This window comes from Serratia sp. JSRIV004 (assembly GCF_019968705.1).
GTDB classification, from domain to species: domain Bacteria; phylum Pseudomonadota; class Gammaproteobacteria; order Enterobacterales; family Enterobacteriaceae; genus Chania; species Chania fonticola_B.
In genome coordinates, this window is the sequence record NZ_CP074140.1 from 5,401,776 (window position 1) to 5,425,471 (window position 23,696).

19 protein-coding genes are annotated in these 23,696 nt (G+C 55.3%); 6 read left to right on the plus strand and 13 right to left on the minus strand.

Annotated features, from left to right (window positions below; all coding sequences use genetic code 11):
* Window positions 1-3: 3 nt before the first annotated feature.
* The 8 genes from nit1 to csrD all read right to left on the minus strand — a co-directional run bounded on the left by nit1 (window position 4) and on the right by csrD (window position 12,046).
* The gene (gene nit1 / locus KGP21_RS25650) at window positions 4-861 is read right to left on the minus strand and encodes a deaminated glutathione amidase (protein ID WP_094981526.1); all 858 of its coding nucleotides are present in this window, start codon (window positions 859-861) and stop codon (window positions 4-6) included.
* Window positions 858-4,664 (minus strand): AsmA2 domain-containing protein YhdP, encoded by a 3,807-nt coding sequence (yhdP, locus tag KGP21_RS25655; RefSeq protein ID WP_218520227.1) that lies wholly within the window; start codon window positions 4,662-4,664, stop codon window positions 858-860. The genes nit1 and yhdP overlap by 4 nt, the downstream gene beginning before the upstream one ends.
* Before the next feature lie 360 nt (window positions 4,665-5,024).
* Window positions 5,025-6,494, minus strand: coding sequence for a ribonuclease G (gene rng, locus KGP21_RS25660; protein WP_021807013.1), 1,470 nt, complete (start codon window positions 6,492-6,494; stop codon window positions 5,025-5,027).
* 85 nt (window positions 6,495-6,579) lie between these two features.
* Window positions 6,580-7,164, minus strand: coding sequence for a nucleoside triphosphate pyrophosphatase (locus KGP21_RS25665; protein WP_021180762.1), 585 nt, complete (start codon window positions 7,162-7,164; stop codon window positions 6,580-6,582).
* Between the two features lie 10 nt (window positions 7,165-7,174).
* Entirely contained in the window at window positions 7,175-7,663 is a 489-nt protein-coding gene (mreD, locus tag KGP21_RS25670) for a rod shape-determining protein MreD (RefSeq protein ID WP_021180763.1), read from the minus strand.
* Entirely contained in the window at window positions 7,660-8,652 is a 993-nt protein-coding gene (mreC, locus tag KGP21_RS25675) for a rod shape-determining protein MreC (RefSeq protein WP_021180764.1), read from the minus strand. The genes mreD and mreC overlap by 4 nt, the downstream gene beginning before the upstream one ends.
* A 96-nt stretch (window positions 8,653-8,748) precedes the next feature.
* Window positions 8,749-9,792 carry a rod shape-determining protein MreB gene (gene mreB, locus KGP21_RS25680; protein WP_021180765.1) on the minus strand — a complete coding sequence of 348 codons (1,044 nt, stop codon included), beginning with the start codon at window positions 9,790-9,792 and terminating at the stop codon, window positions 8,749-8,751.
* 322 nt (window positions 9,793-10,114) lie between these two features.
* Window positions 10,115-12,046, minus strand: a complete 1,932-nt coding sequence (gene csrD, locus KGP21_RS25685; protein WP_021807014.1) for an RNase E specificity factor CsrD — start codon at window positions 12,044-12,046, stop codon at window positions 10,115-10,117.
* Between the two features lie 295 nt (window positions 12,047-12,341).
* Here csrD and KGP21_RS25690 point away from each other — a divergent pair, with 295 nt between their 5' ends.
* The 6 genes from KGP21_RS25690 (at window position 12,342) to accC (ending at window position 17,655) form a co-directional block, all read left to right on the plus strand.
* Complete coding sequence (locus KGP21_RS25690; protein ID WP_059199000.1) at window positions 12,342-13,322, plus strand: MDR family oxidoreductase; 981 nt, start codon at window positions 12,342-12,344, stop codon at window positions 13,320-13,322.
* Between the two features lie 135 nt (window positions 13,323-13,457).
* Window positions 13,458-14,459 (plus strand): protein-methionine-sulfoxide reductase catalytic subunit MsrP, encoded by a 1,002-nt coding sequence (msrP, locus tag KGP21_RS25695; RefSeq protein ID WP_218520225.1) that lies wholly within the window; start codon window positions 13,458-13,460, stop codon window positions 14,457-14,459.
* Window positions 14,460-15,068, plus strand: coding sequence for a protein-methionine-sulfoxide reductase heme-binding subunit MsrQ (gene msrQ, locus KGP21_RS25700; protein ID WP_218520224.1), 609 nt, complete (start codon window positions 14,460-14,462; stop codon window positions 15,066-15,068).
* Window positions 15,069-15,344: 276 nt separating this feature from the next.
* Window positions 15,345-15,797: a type II 3-dehydroquinate dehydratase gene (gene aroQ / locus KGP21_RS25705; protein WP_021180770.1), complete on the plus strand. Its 453-nt coding sequence runs from the start codon at window positions 15,345-15,347 to the stop codon at window positions 15,795-15,797.
* 32 nt (window positions 15,798-15,829) lie between these two features.
* Window positions 15,830-16,294, plus strand: a complete 465-nt coding sequence (accB, locus tag KGP21_RS25710) for an acetyl-CoA carboxylase biotin carboxyl carrier protein (RefSeq protein WP_059199002.1) — start codon at window positions 15,830-15,832, stop codon at window positions 16,292-16,294.
* An 11-nt stretch (window positions 16,295-16,305) separates the two neighbouring features.
* The gene (gene accC / locus KGP21_RS25715; protein ID WP_021180772.1) at window positions 16,306-17,655 is read left to right on the plus strand and encodes an acetyl-CoA carboxylase biotin carboxylase subunit; all 1,350 of its coding nucleotides are present in this window, start codon (window positions 16,306-16,308) and stop codon (window positions 17,653-17,655) included.
* Window positions 17,656-17,739: 84 nt separating this feature from the next.
* Here accC and gatZ read toward each other — a convergent pair whose 3' ends face one another.
* From gatZ to KGP21_RS25740, 5 genes are all read right to left on the minus strand, one after another.
* Window positions 17,740-19,029, minus strand: a complete 1,290-nt coding sequence (gene gatZ, locus KGP21_RS25720; RefSeq protein WP_094981529.1) for a tagatose-bisphosphate aldolase subunit GatZ — start codon at window positions 19,027-19,029, stop codon at window positions 17,740-17,742.
* 85 nt (window positions 19,030-19,114) lie between these two features.
* Window positions 19,115-20,074 carry a sugar kinase gene (locus tag KGP21_RS25725; protein WP_115159786.1) on the minus strand — a complete coding sequence of 320 codons (960 nt, stop codon included), beginning with the start codon at window positions 20,072-20,074 and terminating at the stop codon, window positions 19,115-19,117.
* Window positions 20,075-20,108: 34 nt separating this feature from the next.
* Window positions 20,109-21,098, minus strand: a complete 990-nt coding sequence (locus KGP21_RS25730) for an ABC transporter permease (RefSeq protein ID WP_059199005.1) — start codon at window positions 21,096-21,098, stop codon at window positions 20,109-20,111.
* Window positions 21,098-22,591 (minus strand): sugar ABC transporter ATP-binding protein, encoded by a 1,494-nt coding sequence (locus KGP21_RS25735; RefSeq protein WP_209529577.1) that lies wholly within the window; start codon window positions 22,589-22,591, stop codon window positions 21,098-21,100. Before KGP21_RS25735 ends, KGP21_RS25730 begins: the two co-directional genes overlap by 1 nt.
* Before the next feature lie 187 nt (window positions 22,592-22,778).
* Window positions 22,779-23,669 (minus strand): substrate-binding domain-containing protein, encoded by an 891-nt coding sequence (locus tag KGP21_RS25740; protein WP_098929671.1) that lies wholly within the window; start codon window positions 23,667-23,669, stop codon window positions 22,779-22,781.
* Window positions 23,670-23,696 lie beyond the last annotated feature (27 nt).

Consider the following 23,696-nt stretch of genomic DNA (forward strand, 5'->3'; position numbering starts at 1 on the left):
TTTTCACTCTTTATTGGCGGAGTTTTCAACCGGCGCAATCAGCGTCGGCTGGAATCGGTTATGTTGCATTACCGGCATCTGCTTGCGTACCGTATGCAACTTGCCGGTATTTACGCGCACTTTCAGCGCGGACACGGCGTCGGGGTTTTCTGCCAGCACATTGCCCCAGCTGTCTACCACCATGGAATGTCCCCAGGTACGGCGGGTTGCCCCGTGGCGGCCTACCTGCGCGGGAGCCAAGATCACACACTGGTTCTCGATAGCGCGGGCACGCAGCAAAATTTCCCAGTGTGCCTCACCGGTCACGCGGGTAAATGCGGCGGGAACCGAGATCAGCTCCGCACCTTTCGCACGCAGCGCCTGATACAGGCCAGGGAAGCGCAGGTCGTAGCATATCGTCATCCCCAAGCGGCCAACCGGCGTATCAACCACCGTTAATTGCTGGCCATGCTGATAGGTATCTGACTCGCGGTAATGGGCGTGGATATCATTGATATCTACGTCGAACATGTGCAGTTTGTCGTAACGGCCACGGATTTCGCCCTGATCGTCAAACAGCAGGCTGCTGGTGGTGATGCGCGTCGGATCTTCGCGGCTGATCAATGGCATAGAGCCAACCAGCAACCATACCCCATAACGGCGAGCCATATCGCGCACCGCCTGCTGCAGCGGCCCGTGACCTTCCGTTTCCGCATGTTCACGGTAGGCGGCCGAGTTGGCAAACAGTAAGGCGTTCTCCGGAGTCATCACCAGTTTTATCCCGGGATTGAGTTGCTTGATCTGCTGCTCAATCTGGGCCAGGTTGTCCCGTATCTGCTCACCGCTACACAGCTGTAATAACGCAACGTTAGCATTTTTCATGGCGATTTATCCTCTTTTGGCTTACGCAACACCTCATGAATACTTGGGTGGTCCAGGCTGCCGGTAATGTCATAGCGGATAAACGAGATCTTGCTCCACAACGGCCCCAGCACTTTCGAGGCCGCAAACACCGCCGCCCCCACAATCGGGTTGATTACAAACGCGGTCGCCACTCCGACCGTCGCCGAGATCTCTGGCGCTATCACGGCCTGCATATCAATCTGGCGTTTCACCAGGTCGATCTGGCCGCTCATGGCGATATCCGCCGCCAGCCCATCCACCAAAAAGTTATCTGTATGCATTATGCCATCTTTCGCCCAGATAGTGCCGCGTATGGAGTCAAAGTAAAATCCATTACCGAAGGTATCACGGAAGTCGAACTGTAATTTGCGCAGCAGGGCATCAAAGCTGACCAGGCGTAACAACTGCCCAGCCCGGCCACCGCCGACGTTGTCAATCTCGCCTTTGCCCAGATCGACCTTCATGGTGCCATTGAGCGTGTTGATCTGCGGTTTCCATGGCTGCCCATGCCAGTGCAGATCAAAATCGATATCGTAAGGCGCGTCTTTTAATGGAATGATCACGCCGAAGAAACTGGCGGTGCGATCGATTTTGCTGCCCAGCAGTTTGCCCTTTAACGCACTGCGCTCTTCCTGAGCGTTTTGTTTCCACAGGCCGGTGGCGCTCATACGGCCATAGCCGGTATCTACCAGGCCATGGCTTAGCACCAGAGAATCCCCCTCACGTTTGAGATCGGCCTCCACCGTGCCAAGATTCTGCCCCATCACCCAGCAGGATTTACAACGCAACATCAGCGAAGGCCAATCCTGGAACGAGATCCGCTCCTTCGAGTCCAACGGGTTGGTTCCACCAGCACTGCCGTCGCCGCTGGCAAACTGCGGGTTGTAGTAAAGATAGCCGAGATCCGCACGCCACACGCCCTTATCCGGCATCGACAGGCTACCATCAATCTCTTTACCCTTGGCGGTGACGGTCGTTCCCGCCAACTGCTGCACGACCGCCAGCTGAAGGTTATGCCACGCCTGTCCGCCCAGCGTCAGCTGTGGGGTTTCGAGCGTTACGCTGGTTGGGAACACAAAGCTGCCCACCTTACCTGCACCGCTGCTTTGCTTCATCGCCGGTGCCAATAGCCCCAGCCACTGCTCGCCATCCAACGCGGGCAGATTGAGCACCAGGGATTTATCTTTGGGTAACGTTGGGGTAGCGGAACCGCCGGTTTGCCAAGCGGCACGTGCCAGCGTAACCTGCTGTTTGGCCAACAGCCATTCGCTGTTGAAGTGGTTTTGCTTGCCCGCACTGCCATTGAGCATCAATCCTTGCAGGCCGCCGTTCACTTTTACGTTAACGGGTAACGCTTCCCCTGCGGCTTTATTCAGGGGAGAAGGTAAGTGACTGCTTACTTTTTTCAGATCGGCATTCACACCAATCTCATAGTTCGGCTCGCCTTTATGCGGCAGGTTGATGGCCACTTTACCCTGCCAGGCGGCGCTGCCTGCCAGCTTTTTGGCAAACTCTGGCGGCAGGCCTTCAACCTTGGCCGGTTGCCAATCGCCTTTCAGCCCAACGTTAACCTTATAATCCTGTTTGCCTTCCAGCGTATCGAAGTTGACCGTCAGCGGCTGCCCAAACCAGTTGGCCGTCAGGGTATCGCTCTGCAGGTTGCCGTTGTCGAAACGGAACTTGCCGCTTACTCTCTCTAGCTGGCTCTCCAGCGGCTTGACCAACAACGAGTTGTTATTCAGCGTCACTTCACCGCTGGCGTTAACCAGCTCACCGTCCAACGGAATATTCAGATGTAAGCGCCCACTTACATTGCCACCCACCTGCAGCTCATCTAACGCCGCCCCGACAGAGTCATCCAGTGGGGTCTGCATGAAATAGTCGTGGATAGCTTGCCCGGTGCCCGCAACGTCGGCATCAATCAACAGGCGTTGTTTGCTATAGTCCGGAATGACGGCGCTAATATTTCTGCCCGTCGCAGTGCCCAGTTTGGTTTGCGGCGCATTCATCCACAGGCCATTGTTGGCAAAGTCGAGGTCGATCGCCAGATCGTCCAGCGCTGGCCATTCCGGCTGGAACTGGAAGGTAGCGTGGCGTAGTGGGACAAACACCTGAAACTGCCCTTCGTTCTTCTCATACGGGAAGTGCTGCGGATCGCCCGCATAAATCAGGGAAGCATTATCAACCTGCCCACCCTGGATCGCCTCGCTGAGATAATCCACCAAATGTTTACCCATCAGCGGTTCAGGGAAATAACGCCAGGCATCGGCGGCATCATACAAACGGATGCCAGCCAGAATATCCAGCCAAGGCTCGCCGTTGGCCGGTTGCTGATAGCGGAAATCACCGTTAATCCACAGGGATTTGGACTGTACATCCAGACTTTGGCTTGCCAATTGCCAGCCTTGAGCGTTGTTTTGCCAGGTCAACGCTCCGCTCGCACGGCCGATCTCCAACGGTGCCCGGAACATATCGCCATAAGGCAGCGTGCTGTTATTCAGCCCCAGCGTCAGACGGCCGTTTTCCACGCCCCCGGTTAACGCGCCGGAAAAGTGATCGACGCCCGGCAACAGTTTCCAGTGTTGCCAGCTCAGATCCTGCCACCACGCCTGAAAACGGGTTTTTTCCGGCTGTTGCAGCGGGATATCCAACGCCAGCGCCCTAAGCATGCCGCGAGGTTGTAAGTCTTTCCAGTGCTCCAGCACTTCCGGGCTGAGGAACGAGAAGGTAGGCAGCAACGCTTCCAAACGTTCCAACTGGATGCCGGTGGCACGGATACGGAGTTCTTCACTCTGGTTTGGCCCGATAAATTGGGTATTTTCCGGCAACCACAGCGCAGTAAGGGTTCCGGGTGCCCAGGCTTGGCCATCGGTTTTCAGGTTCAGGGCAGGTGCATGCACCTGCCAGCCGTTGCCCTCACGGCTCAGTGCCAGCGCCAGATTATCGACGTCCAACCGGTGTTGATCGCCACCCGCCAACCAACTGGCGGTGCCTTTATTAAGCAGGGCATTACCGCTGTAGATTGCGCCATTTTTGATATTGAGCCAGGCGGCCAGGCTGAAATCGGCACTTTCGAGACCGGTATTGGTTTTCAGCCAGCGGCTGAACCAGGGCTTCATGTCGATTTCGTCGGCCTGCATATAGATGGTGCCGGTATTGAGCAACCCCTGCTCATCCCGCAGATCCAGGCGTAACTGTACCGCACCGTGCTGGCCATTCAGGCTGGTCAGGCTGATTTGACCTTCCGCGCGATGGCGGTTATAGCTGTTGAGCCAGGTCATTTGCGGGATATGAAATTCAGCACGCGAGCCTGATGGGGTAAGGAACGAGAGGCGGCTGTTGCGCAGATCAAAGTGATCCAACTGATACAGGAACAGATCGCTGACTCCGTTCGGGGTAAGGCCATTGCTACCTTCCCCCCCGAGCGTCGCGTCAAGATCAAGCTGCAACTGATAGAAGGTGAGATCGCGGAACTGCCAGCGCCAATGCAGCAGGGATTGCCACACGTCCAGTGCCAGCGTGACGCGCTCGATCTGGATTTTGCTTGTTGGCAGGGCCAAACGGATGTTGCGGGCCTCCAGCGTGGGGCCAAAGGTTTCCCAACTGCCCTGGATAAAGTCGGCCTCGACGGGCACCCCGGCGATCGCCTGCACCTTCTCCAGCAATTGCGGGCGATAGTGGTTAAGCTCAGGCAGCACCAGACGCAACCCGCTGATCAGCAACGCCACAACAACAATCAAAATGGCGCCTGTGGCTAACAGGATCCCGGGCAGTCGCCTCACGCATTTCTCCTTAATGACCAAATATATAACCTAACGCTTGTGCCCCTCACCCTAACCCTCTCCCACAGGGAGAGGGGACCGATCGAGTTAGGCTGAAAGTATTGTGATCCTTCATGAGCACCGGATGAGCCACCTTGAATGCGGGGCCGATCACGGTTGCCTAGATGACATCTTTACCTCCAAAAGAGCAGGAACTAACAGCTCCCTCTCCCCGCGAAAGAGGGTTGTGATCCTTCATAAGCACCGGCTATTCCACCTGCATGAGGGGGCGATCACGGTGCCCAAATCACTTCTTTACCTCCAAAAGAGCAGGAACTAACAGCTCCCTCTCCCCATGGGAGAGGGTTGGGGTGAGGGGTACTACATCATCACAACGTCAAACTGTTCCTGGCTGTATAAAGGTTCGATCTGCACCTTGACCTGTTTGCCAACGAAGATTTCCACTTCCGCCAGGGCGTGTGACTCTTCACTTTTCAGCGCTTCACCCACGGCCGCAGAGGCATAGACCAGGAAACGATCGGAATCGTAAGCATGATGCACGCGCACGATCTCACGCATAATCTCATAGCAGACGGTTTCCACCGTTTTCACCGTTCCGCGCCCTTGGCAGGTCGGGCAGTCGTTACACAGCACATGCTCAATACTTTCACGCGTGCGTTTACGCGTCATCTCCACTAAGCCTAGCTGAGAGAAACCATTGATTGTGGTTTTTACCCGATCTTTACTCAACGCCAGTTCCAACGAGTGCAATACCCGGCGGCGGTGTTCATCATTGTTCATATCGATGAAATCAATGATGATGATGCCGCCCAGGTTGCGCAGCCGCAGCTGGCGGGCAATGGCCTGCGTCGCTTCGATGTTGGTATTGAAGATGGTCTCATCAAGATTGCGGTGGCCGACAAAGGCCCCGGTGTTGATATCCACGGTGGTCATGGCTTCGGTTTGATCGATGATCAGGTAACCGCCGGACTTCAATTCAACCTTGCGTTCAAGCGCCCGCTGGATCTCGTTCTCGACGTCGTACAGATCGAAGATCGGCTGGCTGCCGGTATACAGCTCCAGCTTATTGGTGATATCCGGGATGTACTCGCCGGTAAATTCCACCAATTGGTCATGCGTCAGGCGCGAGTCGACGCGGATACGATCCAGCGCCGCCCCGGCAAAGTCGCGCAGGATACGGTGCGCCAAAGCCAGTTCGCCATACAGTTTGTACTTGGTCTGGTTGCGCTTTTTGCGCTCCATGACCTTGGTCCACAAACGCTTGAGGAAGGCGGCATCCTGCGCCAGCTCTTCTTCACCTACTCCTTCAGCCGCAGTGCGGATGATAAAGCCGCCCAGGTCGTCACAATATCCCGCCACGGCACGCTTGAGACGCTCGCGTTCGGCTTCACTTTCAATGCGTTGGGAAACCCCCACGTGTGCTGCGCCCGGCATAAAGACCAGGTAGCGCGAAGGTAGAGTGATATCGGTAGTCAGGCGTGCACCTTTGGTGCCAAGCGGATCTTTCACCACCTGAACCATCAGATCCTGCCCCTGGCGCACCAGTTCGGCGATATCGCGCACGGAGAAATTCTTTTGTTCATCACCGGCAACACACTCGGTGTGCGGCATGATATCGGAGGCGTGCAGGAAGGCCGCTTTATCCAGGCCAATATCGACAAAGGCCGCCTGCATGCCGGGTAACACGCGGCTGACACGCCCTTTGTAGATATTGCCAACGATGCCACGCTTGGCTTCGCGCTCAATATGGATCTCTTGCAGAATGCCGCCGTCAATATAGGCAACCCGCGTTTCCGACGGCGTAATATTTACCAGTAGCTCAGCTGTCATGCTTTCTCCTCAGAGCCGGTGTAGCGCCTGCCCTTATCTTTCCTGTGCTCACGCTATGGCGGCGACGGGAAATCTAGTGGTGGCATCAGCCGGCTCTTACCTCTCGTAATGCGACAAAATGACTGAGCAGCTCATGTGTTTCGACCAGCGGCAACCCCATCACCGCGTGATAACTTCCGGTTATCGTTCTGACGAAACAACCACCCTTACCTTGAATTCCGTAAGCGCCCGCTTTATCCATCGGTTCGCCTGTGGCGATATAGTCGCAGATATCCTGTGGTGACAGATTGCGGAACGTCACGTCGGTGACCACCAGTTGGCATAAAACGCCCTGTTTATCGGCAATCGCCACGGCGGTCATCACCTGATGCTGTTTCCCGGACAAGGCTGCCAGCATCTGCGCCGCATGCTCTTCATCCCGCGGTTTTTCCAACACCTGGCCGTTCAACACCACGATAGTATCTGCACCCAGCACGGGCCAATCCTGTTGCGCCAGAGTTACACCTGCCCTGGCCTTATCCTGCGCCAGACGGCGAACGTAATTTTCCGCCGCTTCCCCTTCCTGCCGCTGCTCTTCAGTATGCGTCAGAATCACTTCAAACGGTACGCCGAGCAGAGTCAGCAGTTCATGGCGACGGGGAGAACCGGAAGCAAGATAGAGCGAAAACATCGTTATAACCTCATTGTACGGCAAACTGACGGCGGATCTTGCGCATCAGCAGGAATAACCACGGCCAAAGCACGCCGTTGACCACACTACTCCAGAACACCTCGGGGCGGAAAGAGACGTTGATCACTAAAAACTCCGCCCAGAACACCACCACGTCCATGGCCAATGATAGCAGCACGACGATCAGCGCTTGCTGCCACAGGGCCATATTGCGGAATAATTGGAATTTGAACGCGACGAGATAGGCGATGATGCCCATGGCCAGCGCACGCACGCCGAGCGTGGAACCCAGGATCAGATCCATGATCAACCCCAGGATAAAGCCGGTGCCGACGTTAACCCGATGGGGTAACGCCATCACCCAGTAAGTGAGGATCAGCAGCAGCCAGGATGGCCGGAACATGTAGATTTGGTCCGGCCACGGCATGATTTGCAGCACTAATGCTACCAGGAATGACAGCCAGATAATCCAGCGCCCGTTGCTGCGATAGCGATTCATCGGGTTGCCCCCACCGGTGGCGGCTGAACGGTACCGGTAGCGGGAGCCGGCAGCGGAGCCGGTGGGCCCATGGCATCAGCCGGTGGCAATACCTGCGGCATCATCTGCATCAGGCGTTCATTGGCAACACGGTGAACTTCCTCCGGCGGCAGCGGCATGGTGCCGTTGCGATCGGCGCCCCATAGCAACAACAGATAGCGCAGGCGTTGCAGACCAGCGGTTGGCCGCGCCTGGATCACGGTATAGGCGCGTTGGTTATCCACTTTTACCGAGGACACCACAGCGACCGGATACCCTTCCGGGAAGCGCCCGCCCAAACCGGAGGTGACCAGCACATCCCCGACGCGGATATCGGTATTGCCCGGCAGATGTTCCAGCTGCAGGTCATCCGTACAGCCACTGCCTGCGGCAATCACCCGGATATCATTGCGCAATACCTGGATCGGCAACGCATGGGAAGCATCACAGATCAGCAGGACGCGGCTGGTCATTTTAGCCACCGCCACCACCTGCCCGACCACGCCTTTATCACTGATAACCGGCTGGCCTTCATAAACCCCGTTGTCCGACCCTTTATCAATCACGACCTGATCGCTATAGGGGTCTGAACCGGTAGAGATCACCTGAGTGACCATTTTGTGTTCGTCCTGGCGCAACGGCGAGCCTAACAGCTCACGCAAACGGGCATTTTCCTGTTTGAATTGGCCAAGAAGAAGATTATCGCTGTTTTTGAGTAACAGTTCCTGCCGCAGAGCACGGTTTTCCAGCTCTAGCTGTTGGCGGGTAGCCAGCGTTTCCGATACGCTGTCCAAAACTTTACGCGGCCCGTTAGCCAAGAAGTAAAAAGGGCTGACGGCGGTGTCCATGTAGTTTCGTATTTTAACGAACGTACCGAGCCGGCTGTCGGCAACGATCAACGCAATCGCCACGATCACTGCCAGGAAAAGTCGTAGTTGCAGGGAAGGCCCCCTGCTAAAAATCGGCTTCATAAATTATGCACGTTCCTCGACAACAGAAAGGGGAACGCACCAGATGCCAGGTTAATGCCGTCATCCGCTACGATCCCTCCATTCTGGGGCTGCTCACTATTCTTCGCTGAACAAATCGCCGCCATGCATGTCGATCATTTCCAACGCCTTGCCACCACCGCGAGCCACACAGGTGAGAGGATCTTCAGCCACCACTACCGGGATACCGGTCTCTTCCATCAGCAGGCGATCCAGGTTACGCAGCAATGCGCCACCACCGGTCAGCACCATACCGCGTTCGGAGATATCGGAAGCCAGTTCCGGTGGGCACTGTTCCAGCGCAACCATGACCGCGCTGACGATACCGGTCAGAGGTTCCTGCAAAGCTTCGAGAATTTCATTGGAGTTCATGGTGAAGCCACGCGGCACACCTTCTGCCAGGTTACGGCCACGCACTTCAATTTCACGCACTTCGTCATCCGGATAGGCCGAGCCGATACCGTGCTTGATACGTTCTGCGGTAGCTTCACCGATCAGTGAACCGTAGTTACGGCGCACATAATTAATGATGGCTTCGTCAAAGCGGTCACCGCCGATACGCACGGAAGAGGAGTACACCACACCGTTAAGCGAGATCACCGCCACTTCAGTAGTACCACCACCGATATCAACCACCATGGAGCCAGTGGCTTCCGATACTGGCAGACCCGCACCGATCGCCGCAGCCATAGGCTCTTCAATCAGGAAGACTTCACGCGCGCCTGCGCCCTGAGCGGACTCACGGATCGCACGGCGTTCAACCTGGGTGGCACCAACAGGTACGCAAACCAGTACGCGCGGGCTTGGGCGCATAAAGCTGTTGCTGTGAACTTGCTTGATGAAATGCTGCAGCATTTTTTCGGTGACAAAGAAGTCGGCGATCACGCCGTCTTTCATTGGGCGAATAGCCGCGATATTGCCAGGCGTACGCCCCAGCATCTGCTTGGCGTCATGACCTACGGCCGCAACGCTCTTGGGTGAGCCGGCACGATCCTGACGAATGGCAACCACCGACGGTTCATTCAGTACAATGCCTTGTCCTTTAACATAAATCAGGGTATTGGCGGTACCCAAGTCGATGGACAAGTCATTAGAAAACATGCCACGAAATTTCTTAAACATAACGAAAGGATAATCCTGCAAGCTGGGGGCGGAAAATAAAATCCGCCTACTTTACCAACCACACGAAGCAGCGACAAGGCGCAAAAACGTCCTACTTCGGTGAAAATTAGTCTGCGTTATTTGTGACCGAATGCACGGAAAGCGAATGGGGCCTGATATCCCTCAACAAAGGCTCAGCTAGCCACCAAATCAACGTACCAAACGGCAGTAACACAGCTCATAAAATCTAACATTTTTCCTGATTGTCACCGGTGGTAAGCACCTACTGACGCCCACAGGAAAAGACGGGCCATTCTACGTTAATTTTTGCCCGGTCATCAGGTTAAACACGATATCGACGCGAATATTTTTTGCGAGCTATATCGATCGGCTCTGGCGAAGCGAAAAAGTCCCCCTGCCCACCTAGGATCCCGCGCTCTTTCAGCGTCTGCCATTCATTGCGCGTACGCACGCTGGCAGCAAAAACCTTCGCTTGAGTACCTTCGCAGGCACCGGTCAAGCTCTGAACGAACAGCTGATTCTCATCCCGCCGGTCAATACTCCGTACCAACCCTGGGTGAAGCTTGACGATCTCCACCGGTAACGACTTGATATAAGAGGTACTCACCACCGTCAACCCGGCCTGAGAAACCGCCAGACGACAGCCCAATCCGGTCAGCAATCGCAGCACCGGACGCAAACGGTCGATATGTTGACACACATCTGCCTCTGCAAGTTCAATCAGAATTCGCCTGCGGTGACTTTTTTCACACTGTAACAGGGTATCGCGCAGCCAACGTTGGAAACTGCGCTGCAATAATGAATCAACGCATAGTGGAAACGCCAGCGTCTCTTCCGGCCACAGCGCCAATAAAGGAATAATCCGATTCATCTGCTGGCGGTCATAGCTTTCCGCCAAGCCAAGCTGATTGACCAGCGGCATGTACTCGGCAGGCAACAGTTCCTGTGCGCCATCATAAATCCGGCTCATGATTTCGCGGTGATGCACATCGCCTTCCACCGTCACCGCCGGTTTTTGATATAAACGAGGGCCACCGCGCGCCAGCACCTGTTCCAGCAGAGTGCGCCATTTAACGCTGCCGCGCCCTTTCTCCGGCACATTGCTGTCATAGACGTACCAGCCGTTTTCGCCTTGCAGTACGGCATGACGGGTTGCCTGTTCGGCGTAATCGATGATCTCTTCCGGGGTCTGCCCGCTGCGATAGGCCACAATACCAATATGCAAGAACGCCTCACGGTCAATCAACGCTGTTGAGGGCAAGGAGTCGATCGCGTTGACCAGTTGCGCCGCGATGCCGTCCGCTTCCTTCAGCGTGCGGTGTGGCAGCAGAACGGTAAAATCACTGTGGAAATAACGGGCCAGCAAGGCGGCAGGGTAACGCATGACAAAGGTGGACAGCAGGTTGACCAACGAATACATCAGCTCCTGCACCGCGGCATTGCCGTGAATTTCACGCAGGGTATCGAAATCTGGCAGGCGCACCATCATGACGATGCCGTGTGACCCGACATCTTCCAACTGAGTGGTGAGCTGGTTATCAAAGAACAACCGGTTATTGAGGCCAGTTTTCGCATCCTGAGCGGCAAAAGCACGGATCAGGGTATCTACCCGGCTGCGCTCCTCACGCGCTTCGGCCAGATCGGCCAGCAGCCGATCCAACGCACCGCTGACGCTGGCGGGCCATTCGCGAACATCTCCCTTCAGCACCTGTTCACGTTCGCCGTTGAGAATGCGCCGCGCCCGGCGTTCCAGGCGATCTTCACCTACCGCCTGTTCACGCAGCCAGCGTAAACTGAACAGCAGTATCACCACCATGATGACGATCGACAGCGTGACCGCCGCCGTGGACTGCAATGAACGCACGTCGCTGGCGAACGGATCGAGGTAGGTGACACTTACCCGGGTGCCGGGGTGATGCATCATGGTCAACGAGGTTTGGCGGTAGCCAGCCAGCGATGCCCAGGGGGCTTTGATGGTCGGTAGGCTGTAGGAGAAAAGGTTGCTGGTTTCGGTATCGACATTAATCGCCACGATGCCTAGCGGCCGCATCACCAGGGGCAGCCAGTTATCCTGAGCCTGCAGCGGTTGCAGCAGCATTGCCTGATCGATGGAGGTGGCCAGGGCTTCAAAACGACGCTCTAGGCGCTCCTGAGTCACGTAAAAGAAACTGTATGAACACCCCATCAGCATCAAAAACATAGCCAATGCGACGAGCAGGGTGATTAGTGCAGAGAGTTTGGTTGTAAATCTCATCCCTGTGCCTTCTGCGCGATGATAAAATGAAGAGCCACCTTTTGAAGTTCCAAGGCCCCGTTCCTGCTCGATTGAAAACAACGCAATACCCTGATATTAAAAATCATGAAGCGACTTCAATTTCTTTGCCAAGCATCAGGTTAGCTCATACAAAGCTATCAAGCCTGACCGACGAAGAAAACCATTAAACACTCTTTTTTTGTCCTTTATCAGGACAGGCTTTTTTATTATGCATATAGTCAGACAATACTGAACCATACATTCATATAATATATGAAAAAGCGGGGAGCGATGCATGCGCGTATTATTATTGGAACAAGATGGCGAAAAAACCCTGGCACAAGTCAAGAATATTGATAGTGAGCAGTTGCCAGAAGGGGATGTGACGGTCGACGTCAACTGGTCCAGCCTCAACTATAAGGATGCCCTGGCGATCACCGGCACGGGGAAAATCATTCGTCACTTCCCAATGGTGCCTGGTATCGATTTTGCAGGCCTAGTACACAGCAGCAAAGATCCGCGTTTTAAACCAGGCCAGAGCGTAGTACTCACCGGCTGGGGCGTTGGCGAAAATCACTGGGGCGGGTTGGGCGAACAGGCCCGCGTTAGCGGCGAATGGCTGGTACCACTGCCAAAAGGGCTGTGTGAACGCAAAGCGATGATCCTCGGCACCGCCGGCTTTACCGCCATGCTGTGCGTGATGGCACTGGAAGAAGGCGGAGTGAAACCGGAGGACGGCGACGTGCTGGTCACCGGAGCCAGCGGCGGCGTGGGGAGCACGGCGGTCGCCCTACTGTCCGCACTGGGCTATAGCGTCACCGCCATCAGCGGGCGCGACAGCAATACCGACTATCTGAAATCCCTCGGTGCCAAAACCGTGCTGCCCCGTAGCGAATATATTGAAACACCGCGCCCGCTGGAGAAACAGCTGTGGGCCGGCGCCATCGACACCGTCGGCGACAAATTGCTGGCTCGCGTGCTGGCGCAGATGAATTATAACGGCACCGTTGCCGCCTGCGGCCTGGCGGGAGGCTATCAGTTGCCGACTACCGTGATGCCGTTTATCTTGCGTAACGTGCGTCTGCAAGGCGTTGATTCGGTGCTGACGCCGCTGCATCGTCGCCAAACCGCCTGGGAACGTCTGGCCGGTATTCTGCCAGAAAGTTTCTATGATCAAGCCACCCAGGAAATTCAGCTGGAAGACGTGCCTGCCGCGGCTACCGCGCTGATGAACAATCAGATCACTGGCCGCACCCTGGTAAAAATCCGTTCATAATCTGTGGGGCGCCGCATCCGGCGCCCGCTTTTTCCCCACAAGAAATTACCTCTCGTTTACCTCTCTTTACATCCCCCCTCTCGCAGAAAGTTGGCTTTCACGCCATGCTTACACCATCACTTGCGGAGATAAAAAATGAAACAACAGCGAAAACTGACCGAAGCCGATGTCACGCCGGAAAGCGTGTTCTATCAGCGGCGCAAGGTGCTCCAGGCGCTAGGGATCACGGCAGCCTCACTGGCTTTGCCCATCCAGGCACAGGCCGACTTGCTTTCCTGGTTCAAAGGTAACGATCGGCCCCCGGCTCCAGCAGGCAAACCGCTAGACTTCAGCAAGCCCGAAGCCTGGCAAGCCAAGCTGGAGCTGACACCGGAAGAAAAAGTCATGGGGTACAATAATTTCTACGAATTTGGCCTGGATAAGGCCGATCCCGCGGCCAACGCAGGCTCCCTGAAAACGACGGACTGGAAGGTGAAAATCGACGGCGAAGTCGGCAAGCCTATAACGCTGGACATCGACGATTTACTCAAGCGTTTCCCGCTGGAGCAACGCATTTATCGCATGCGCTGCGTCGAAGCCTGGTCGATGGTGGTGCCGTGGATCGGCTTTGAGCTGGGCAAACTGCTTAATCTGGCGGAACCCAACAGCAATGCGCGTTACGTGGCTTTTCAAACGCTGTACGATCCAGAGCAGATGCCAGGCCAGAAAGATCGCTTTATTGGTGGTGGCCTCAAGTATCCCTATGTCGAAGGTTTGCGCCTTGATGAAGCCATGCATCCACTGGCTCTGTTGACCGTGGGCGTGTATGGCAAGATGCTGCCACCGCAAAACGGTGCTCCGGTGCGCCTGATCACCCCATGGAAGTACGGCTTCAAAGGCATCAAGTCTATCGTACAGATCACCCTGACCCGCGAACAACCGCCAACCACCTGGAATCTGTCTGCGCCCAACGAATATGGTTTTTACGCCAACGTGAATCCCCATGTCGATCATCCGCGCTGGTCGCAGGCCACCGAACGCTTTATCGGTTCCGGCGGCATTCTGGATGTGAAACGCCAGCCGACGCTGCTGTTTAACGGTTATGCCGATCAGGTGGCTTCGCTCTATCGCGGCCTCGATTTACGGGAGAACTTCTGAGTGCGCTTAACCCCCAAGCAGATCACCTGGCTAAAAGTTGCCATCTACCTGGCGGCATTCCTGCCCTTTCTGTGGCTGGTGTTGTCCGTCGAACAGGGCTGGTTGAGCGCCGATCCGGCCAAGGATATCCAGCATTTTACCGGCAGGATGACGTTGAAATTGCTGCTGGCCACCCTGCTCGTCACTCCATTGGCCCGCTACGCACGCCAGCCGTTGCTGATCCGTTGCCGACGCCTGCTGGGTTTGTGGTGTTTTGCCTGGGGAACCTTGCATCTGGTAAGCTACTCGACGCTGGAACTGGGGCTGAGCAATATTGGCTTGCTGGGGCGCGAACTGGTAACCCGCCCCTATCTGACGCTAGGTATCCTCTGCTGGTTGATTTTGCTGGCTCTGGCGGCCACCTCAACGCTATGGGCGCAGCGTAAATTGGGGGCCAACTGGCAGAAGTTGCACAACTTCGTCTATCTGGTGGCGATCCTGGCACCGATCCACTACCTTTGGTCGGTAAAAACGTTGTCACCGCAGCCTTTTATTTATGCGTCGCTGGCGCTGCTGCTGTTAGCTCTGCGTTACAAGAAATTCCGCTCGTGGTGGCGTAAACCGCGCTAAAACCGGCAAGATTGACGGTAAAAATCCCAGGTCGGGGAGCGGAACTTTTCTGTGTTCTACCCCTCATAATCCAATAGCGGCACTTGGTGTTTGCTGATTTAGGGTTGAATATCTTCGCTGATAAGACCAGTATTTAGCTGCGAATTGCCACGATATCGTTATAATGCCCGACCTTGTCCCTGTCGCAGCTGTAAAATCTGCGCGTAACAGGTGACAAATCGGTGACATCGGGTTATTTTCTACGATGATGGTTTTATTGCCGGAGATACCAGCACAATGGCGGATAAGTTTCACATTTTGCTTCTGAACGGCCCCAATCTCAATCTGCTGGGGGCGCGTGAGCCGGAAAAGTACGGCAGCGCTACGCTGGCAGAGATTGTTAACGGATTGGAAAACCAGGCGCTCGCGCTAGATATCACCCTGAGTCACCTGCAGTCCAACGCCGAGCATGCGCTCATCGAACGCATTCATCAGGCACGCGGCAATACGGATTTTATCCTGATTAACGCTGCCGCATTCACGCACACCAGCGTGGCGTTGCGCGATGCACTGTTGGCAGTACAGATCCCGTTTATCGAGATCCACCTGTCCAACGTGTACGCTCGTGAGCCTTTCCGTCATCACTCCTACCTGTCTGATATCGCGGTAGGCGTGATCTGTGGCCTCGGCGCGGATGGCTACACATTTGCTTTACAGGCAGCGGTTCGCCGTTTGTCAAAAACCCACTAATTGCTACACAAAAAGAGTACGGAATCACACTCATGGATATTCGTAAAATCAAGAAACTGATCGAACTGGTTGAAGAATCAGGCATTTCTGAACTGGAAATCTCTGAAGGCGAAGAGTCGGTTCGCATCAGCCGTGCCGCACCGGTGCAGGCTTACCCAATGATGCAACAGTACGCAATGCCAGCCCAGCAGCAGCAACCTGCTCTGGCCAACGCCGTTGCCCCTGCTGCAGCAGAAACCCCAGCAGCACCAGCGGCCATGAGTGGCCATACCGTTCGTTCACCAATGGTAGGGACCTTCTACCGCACCCCAAGCCCGGACGCGAAAGCCTTCGTGGAAGTGGGCCAGAAAGTGAATGCTGGTGATACTCTGTGCATCGTTGAAGCCATGAAAATGATGAACCAGATTGAAGCTGACAAATCCGGTGTGGTTAAAGCGATCCTGGTAGAAAACGGCCAACCGGTTGAATTTGACGAGCCACTGGTCGTCATCGAATAACGAGGCGCACCATGCTAGATAAAATTGTTATCGCCAACCGTGGCGAGATCGCGCTACGTATCCTGCGCGCTTGTAAAGAACTGGGCATCAAAACCGTTGCCGTTCACTCAAGTGCCGACCGCGATCTGAAACACGTTCTGCTGGCGGATGAGACCGTTTGTATCGGCCCTGCACCGTCAGTTAAAAGCTATCTGAACATCCCGGCCATCATCTCCGCCGCCGAAATTACCGGCGCCGTGGCGATCCACCCGGGTTATGGCTTCTTGTCCGAGAACGCCGACTTTGCCGAGCAGGTAGAGCGCTCTGGCTTTATCTTCATCGGCCCACGCGCCGAAACCATTCGCCTGATGGGTGACAAGGTTTCTGCCATCAGCGCGATGAAAAAAGCCGGCGTACCTTGCGTACCAGGCTCCGACGGCCCGCTGACCGATGACATGGACAAAAACCGTGCCTTCGCCAAGCGCATCGGTTATCCGGTGATCATCAAGGCTTCCGGTGGCGGCGGCGGTCGCGGCATGCGCGTAGTGCGCGGCGACAAAGATCTCGAGCAATCCATCTCCATGACCAAAGCGGAAGCCAAAGCGGCTTTCAACAACGACATGGTGTATATGGAGAAGTACCTGGAAAACCCACGCCACATCGAAATTCAGGTGTTGGCAGACGGTCAGGGCAACGCCATCTATCTGGCTGAACGTGACTGCTCCATGCAGCGCCGCCACCAGAAAGTGGTCGAAGAGGCACCAGCACCGGGGATCACCCCAGAGCTGCGCCGCTACATCGGCGAGCGCTGCTCAAAAGCCTGTGTGGAAATCGGCTATCGCGGTGCGGGTACCTTTGAGTTCCTGTATGAGAACGGCGAGTTCTATTTCATTGAAATGAACACCCGTATCCAGGTGGAACACCCGGTTACCGAAATGATCACCGGCGTGGATCTGATCAAAGAGCAGCTGCGTATCGCTGCCGGTCAACCACTGTCGATCAAACAGGACGAAGTGAAGGTACAAGGTCATGCGGTGGAATGCCGTATCAACGCCGAAGACCCGAACACCTTCCTGCCAAGCCCAGGCAAGATCACCCGCTTCCACGCTCCTGGTGGTTTCGGCGTGCGTTGGGAATCTCATATCTACGCTGGCTATACCGTGCCGCCGTACTATGACTCCATGATTGGCAAGCTGATCACCTACGGTGAAAACCGTGACGTGGCAATTGCTCGCATGAAGAACGCCCTGGCTGAGCTGATCATCGATGGCATCAAAACCAACGTTGAACTGCAGCAGAAGATCATGACCGACGAAAACTTCCAGCATGGTGGCACCAACATCCACTATCTGGAGAAGAAGCTGGGTCTGCAGGAAACCTGATTATCGGTTAACGATATCGGGCTAATAAAAAACACCGCATGAGAACTTCTGCGGTGTTTTTTTATTGGGGCTGGGGTCTCTGCCTCAAAGCACGTTTAGCGCCTCTTCCTGCCGCTCATTACACCCATAGGCATACGCACGCAATACTTCCTGGATCTTGTCGATCATCAGGCTATGTGGGTCACCAGCACACTCGCCAGCCATCAGGCGTGGAAATTGCAGCGGAAAATACTGGCTCAGCATACCCAACGGAATGGTTACCCCGCTCAGGTTTGCCACCAGCTTGTCGATGGCCGCGCTGATGCGCGCTTCAGGCCAGTAATAGCGGATCCGATCGGACAGGCTGTAGTGCAGATCGATCATCGCCTTCGAATGACGCGGATCGTAATACTTCTTCCAATACTTGGGCTCATCCTGCATCACGCTGTCGATCACCGCCAGCACGTGGCTCTGCTGTTCTGCGGCGATCAGCTCCTTCTCGATCAGCGCCAGGCTGAAGATCGCCTCACGCAGGGCAAAGGTCAGCGCCGGGCCGACTTTCAGGATCGCAAAGTGATCGCGCACCAACTGGCGGAACGCTTTCGGGGTTTGATAATCCGTAGAATGGGCCTCAAACACCAACGGCGTTGACTCAATCATGGCGGAAAGCTGGCGCGCCTGTTCCGGCTGGTAGTGGATCACCGTGGAATGGTCGAACTCGACTCCCGGTTGAACCACCAGCCCCACCACCCGCTCCATGGCCTGCTCCAAACCTAAGCGAGCAAATGCCTGCCGATGCGTCTCGATGGTCTCGGCGGCATCCTGTGGCCGCGTGACGTGTACCTGAGCGATAGCGTGGCTTTCCCCACCTGGAACCGGCACTTCCGTACCTATCACGTAGCTCAGCGCGTGCCGCTGCTCAGGAGTGGCCGCAGCTTCCGCCACCGCACATAACCGTGCCGCACGCTCGGCCACCACCGTTGGCGGCAAAGGAACCGGATCGTCCGCGCAGGACATGGAAGCATCCAGATGAATTTTACTGAACCCGGCCTGAACGTAATCGGCAATCAGGCGTTCGGCTTTCTCCATCGCCAGCCCAGCCGGTTCATCCTGCCAACAGTTCGGCCCAAGATGGTCACCCCCCAATATCAACCGTGATTGTGGGAACCCCACCTTGGCGGCAATGGCATACACAAACTCGCGGAAATCCGCCGGTTTCATTCCGGTGTAACCGCCGAATTGGTTCACCTGGTTGGAGGTGGCCTCAATCAATACCTTACGCTGGCTAGCCAGGTCAAAACGCAACGTGGCCTCGATCACCAACGGATGTGCCGAGCAAACCGAACAGATGCCAATATGCTTGCCGCTTTTATGCTGCTTAATAATAGATTTCATACTTTTGGCCTCATTTACCCGTCGCCTTTCAAGTCACAGGGTAAGCAATGTCCTGAACTGAATATTCAGGACGTTGGAATGTTACTTACAGCGCGCCGACCGGCACGGTCCGTTGCTGCTGCAAGAAAGCGTCGATTTCAGCGAAGGTAGAGGTTCCTTCCATTGGTCCACGCCGGGTCACCGCCAGCGCGCCGCAGGCATTGGCATAGCGCAGCGCCTGGGAAACGCCGTGCCCCTGCAACCGACAAGCAATATAAGCGCCGCCAAAGCAGTCGCCTGCCCCGGTCGGATCAACCTCGTCTACGGCATAGCTGTCGACATGCAGGGTTTCATCCGCGGAATAATAGCTCGCCCCTTTACTGCCGCGTTTCACCACCACTTCTTTAATGCCGTCCTTCAGGTAGCGAGCAATCGCCTCATCCAGCGTGGTTTGGGAGGACAGCAGCATCACTTCGCCTTCACTCGGCATATAGATATCGGTCAGCTCCAGCACGTAATGCAGCGCATCACGCATCTCGGGGATATTGAGCATTTCCTTGCGGATATTCGGATCGAAAGACAAGGTGCCGCCGTTCGCTTTGACGATCCCCGCCGCCTTCTTCACCGCATCCACCATATGGAAGGAAAACAGCGATGAACCCATGATGTGGAAGTGCTGGCAGTCCTGCAGCAGTTCAGCATTCACATGCTCGGCCGATAATTTCCCACAGGCTGCGTTCTTGATATTGAAAATAAAATCGCGATCGCCGTTGGAGTGGTAGGTAACAAAGGCGCTGCCGGTAGTCTCATGCGGCAACACACGGATGCCTCGCGTATCCACTCCGTCAGCCTTTAGGCGTTCGATATTCAGCGTGCCGAAGCCGTCGTTACCCACGCAGCTGATAATGCCGCACTGCCCGCCCAGCTTGGTCACCTGGTCGATAAAAATCGCCGGGGCACCACTGGGGAAAGGACCATTCCATAAGCCTGGATGGGTAAAAGATTGGCCAACCTTATCGGCCATGATCTCAACCAGGATCTCGCCGATGGTATAAATTTTTCTCATTGTCCCGTTCCTTATACAAATCTGCCTGTGATCGTTAGCCACGTTTCTTCTTGTTTCTGACGTCGACATACACCGCGATAAGGATCACCAGCCCCTTCACCACCATTTGATAGAAATAAGGCACGTTCATTAAATTCATACCGTTGTTGATGACCCCGATGGTCAGCGCGCCGATCATGGTGCCGATCACCGTGCCGTAGCCGCCATTCAGGCTGGTGCCCCCCAACACGGCGGCGGCAATGGCATCCAGCTCATAGCTCAGCGCGGCGTTAGGCTGGCCGGAATACAGCCGTGAAGCCAGGATCATGCCGCTGATGCCCGCCATCACGGCGGTGATCATAAAGACCTTTATTTTCAGCGCAGAAACGTTAATCCCCGAATAGATCGCGGCCTCTTTATTGCCGCCGGTGATATAAATTTTGCGGCCAAAGGTGGTTTTCGACAGGATGAAGTGGTTGACGATCAGCAACACCAACAGGATCCAGATGGGGATCGGGATATAGAGGAACTCGCCGTTACCCAGCGCCAGAAACGCCTCGTTCTTGATCATGATCGGCGTGCCATCGGTGACGATATAGGCGATACCCCGGAAGATCCCCATCGTCGCGACGGTAACGATAAACGACGGGATACCGGCCATCGCAGTCAGGCTACCGTTAACCAGGCCCAACACCAGCGCGGCCATAATCGACAGCGGGATCACCAGAATAAACGGGATGCCAAACGACAGGCCGAGTGCGGCAAAGGTCCCAACCAGTGCAATGGTTGACCCCACCGAAAGATCGATATCCCCCAGCAACAGCACGTAAGTCATGCCATAGGCGGTGATGGCAATGATCGAGACCTGCAAAATAATATTGGTAATATTATTTACGCTCAGGAAACTGTCGTTGATCACGCTGAACAGGATCACCAAGGCCACCAGGCCCGCCAGTATGCCGCCGTACTGTTTGGCGGCTTTTGCCAGTTTCCCTGGCCCGTTGAACGCCGAATGGCCCTCGGCGGCCAGCACTTTATCGCTCATTATTTCACTCCTGTTGCTGCGGTCATGACCTGGGTTTGCGTGAGTCCATCGGTGGCAAAAACGTCGGCGATCTGCTTGGCGCGCATCACCACCAGCCGATCGCTGAGCGCCATGACTTCCGGCAGTTCGGAAGAGATCAAGATAATGGCAGTGCCCTGTGCAGCAAGCTGGCGTATGACGTTATAAATCTCGAACTTGGCGCCAACATCCACGCCGCGCGTTGGCTCGTCGAGAATTAAGATGCGTGGCACCTTTTCCAACCATTTCGACAGCACGATCTTTTGCTGATTGCCCCCGCTCAGGGTGCTGACCAGTTGATGTGGCGAGCTGACCTTGATGTTCATCCGCCGGATTGCCTGCTGGGTTTTCGCCTCTTCGTGCTTATGGTTGATCAGGCTGGAGCCCGCATACTGAAAGGCCACGTGATGGGTGTTCATGCTGACGTCATGCATCAGCACCAACCCCTCCTCCTTGCGGTTTTCCGTCACGAAGGCGATGCCATGCTCTATCGCCTGCTTTGGATTGCGAATAGTGACTACCGCCTCATCGATGCGAATTTCACCTTGATAGCCAGTCAGGCCAAAAATTGCCTTCATCACGTCTGAACGCCCCGATCCCACCAGCCCAAAAAAGCCCAGCACTTCACCTGCACGCAGTGAGAAATGGATATCGTGAAACAGTTTGTCCTGCGAAAATTGCCTGACTTCCAGCACCGGCACTTGCTCCGCTGAAGGAGGTTCGCCGATGCGTGGCGGGTAGATATTGGTCATTTCGCGGCCAACCATCTGGGCAATCAGCCGGTGAATATCGGTTTGGTGTTTATCATGGGTGGCGATGAACTCGCCGTCACGCAGCACCGAGATATCGTCAGATACCCGTATGATCTCATCCATGCGGTGCGAGATATAAATCACCGCGCAGCCGCGCTGTTTCAGCTTGTCGATAATGCCAAACAGGATGTCCGCCTCGTTATCGCTCAGGGACGACGTGGGTTCATCCATGATCACGACATCCGCCGGGTAACTCAGCGCCTTGGCAATCTCTACCAGTTGGCGCTGGGCCATCGACATGGTGCCGACAATTTGCTGCGGATCGAGCGGAATGGCCAAGTCCGCCAGCAGGCGCTGGCAATCATTCACCATCTGACCATCGTTAATAAAACCAAAACGGGTTGGCTCATTATTGGCATAGATATTCTCTGCTACGCTCATATTATTGCTCAGGCTCAGCTCCTGAAAAATAATCGCGATACCCAACTTTCTGGAATGCTGGGGGTTGGCAATAGTGACGCTCTGCCCTTTGAGTCGTATTTCTCCTTTGGTCGGCGGATAAATGCCTGCCAATATTTTCATTAACGTGGATTTACCGGCGCCATTTTCGCCGAGCAGCGTATGGACTTTACCTTTGCGTATTTTCAGGCTGACATTTTTTAATGCATGAACATGGCCGAAACTTTTGGCTATATCCGTTACCGCCAGCACCGTATCCGTCATGATTTCCTCCACCCAAATAGCCCCCACCCTAACCCTCTCCCACAGGGAGAGGGGACCGATCGAGTTCGCTGATTTCTCTGCGTAATACCCTGCCTTTCTTATTACTCCCTACTTTCCGAAGCTGTATGGGCTAACTGCATACTCCGGACAGCGCCCTCTCCCTGTGGGAGAGGGCTGGGGTGAGGGGCTATTTACCGGTGTAAACACCAGGTGCGACCGGGATCATTTTCGCTACAGGTTTACCATTCAAATGGTCGACGGCGGCATCAATTGCCTTGGCTCCCATTTGGTCTGGGTATTGGCGGATAACTGCCACGAAGGTCTTGTCGCTGTCGACGGCGTCGCGAGCCTCTTTCATCCCGTCGAAACCGATGATCTTGATATTGTCGTTACGCGCGGATTTGGCGGCGATCACCGCAGCCAGCGCGGCATCATCACCAAAACCAAACAGGCCGTTCAGATCCGGGTGTGCCTGCATCATGTTCTGCGCCACGGTTAACGCTTCCGCCCGGGTGATGCCGGTTTGGATCGCCACAATCTTCACGTCAGGCGTATCGGCCAGCCCTTTCTTGAAGCCGTCCACACGTGCCACTACCGATTGCAGCGCTGGGTAATCGATAATCGCTACCTTGCCTTTACCGTTGAGCAGTTTGCCCATCAGCTTGCCCGCTTCGACACCACCGGCGTAGTTGTCGGTAGCCACGTGAGTGACCACCGGCACGCCCTCGGCGGCCACATCAACGGTAATCACCGGAATACCGGCTTTCTCCGCTTTGATAATCGCCGCCTGTACGCCTTTGGAATCCACCGGGGAAATAATAATGGCGTCGACCTTCTTGGTAATAAAGTCTTCTACGTCGGAGAGTTGTTTATTCAGGTCCTGATTGGCAATGGAAATATTCAGCACCACGTCGTCTTTCTTGGCTTCCGCTTTCATTGCGTCGGCCAGATCAATATAGAATGGATGCTGTTGCGTCAGCAGCGATGCGCCAATTTTATATTCCTTGGCTAACGTTGCCTGCGAAAATACGGCCAGACCGATGGCCAGCACGGAGCCTAATACCTTTAATTTATGCATGATCTATCCTCAGTTTTTATTATTGCC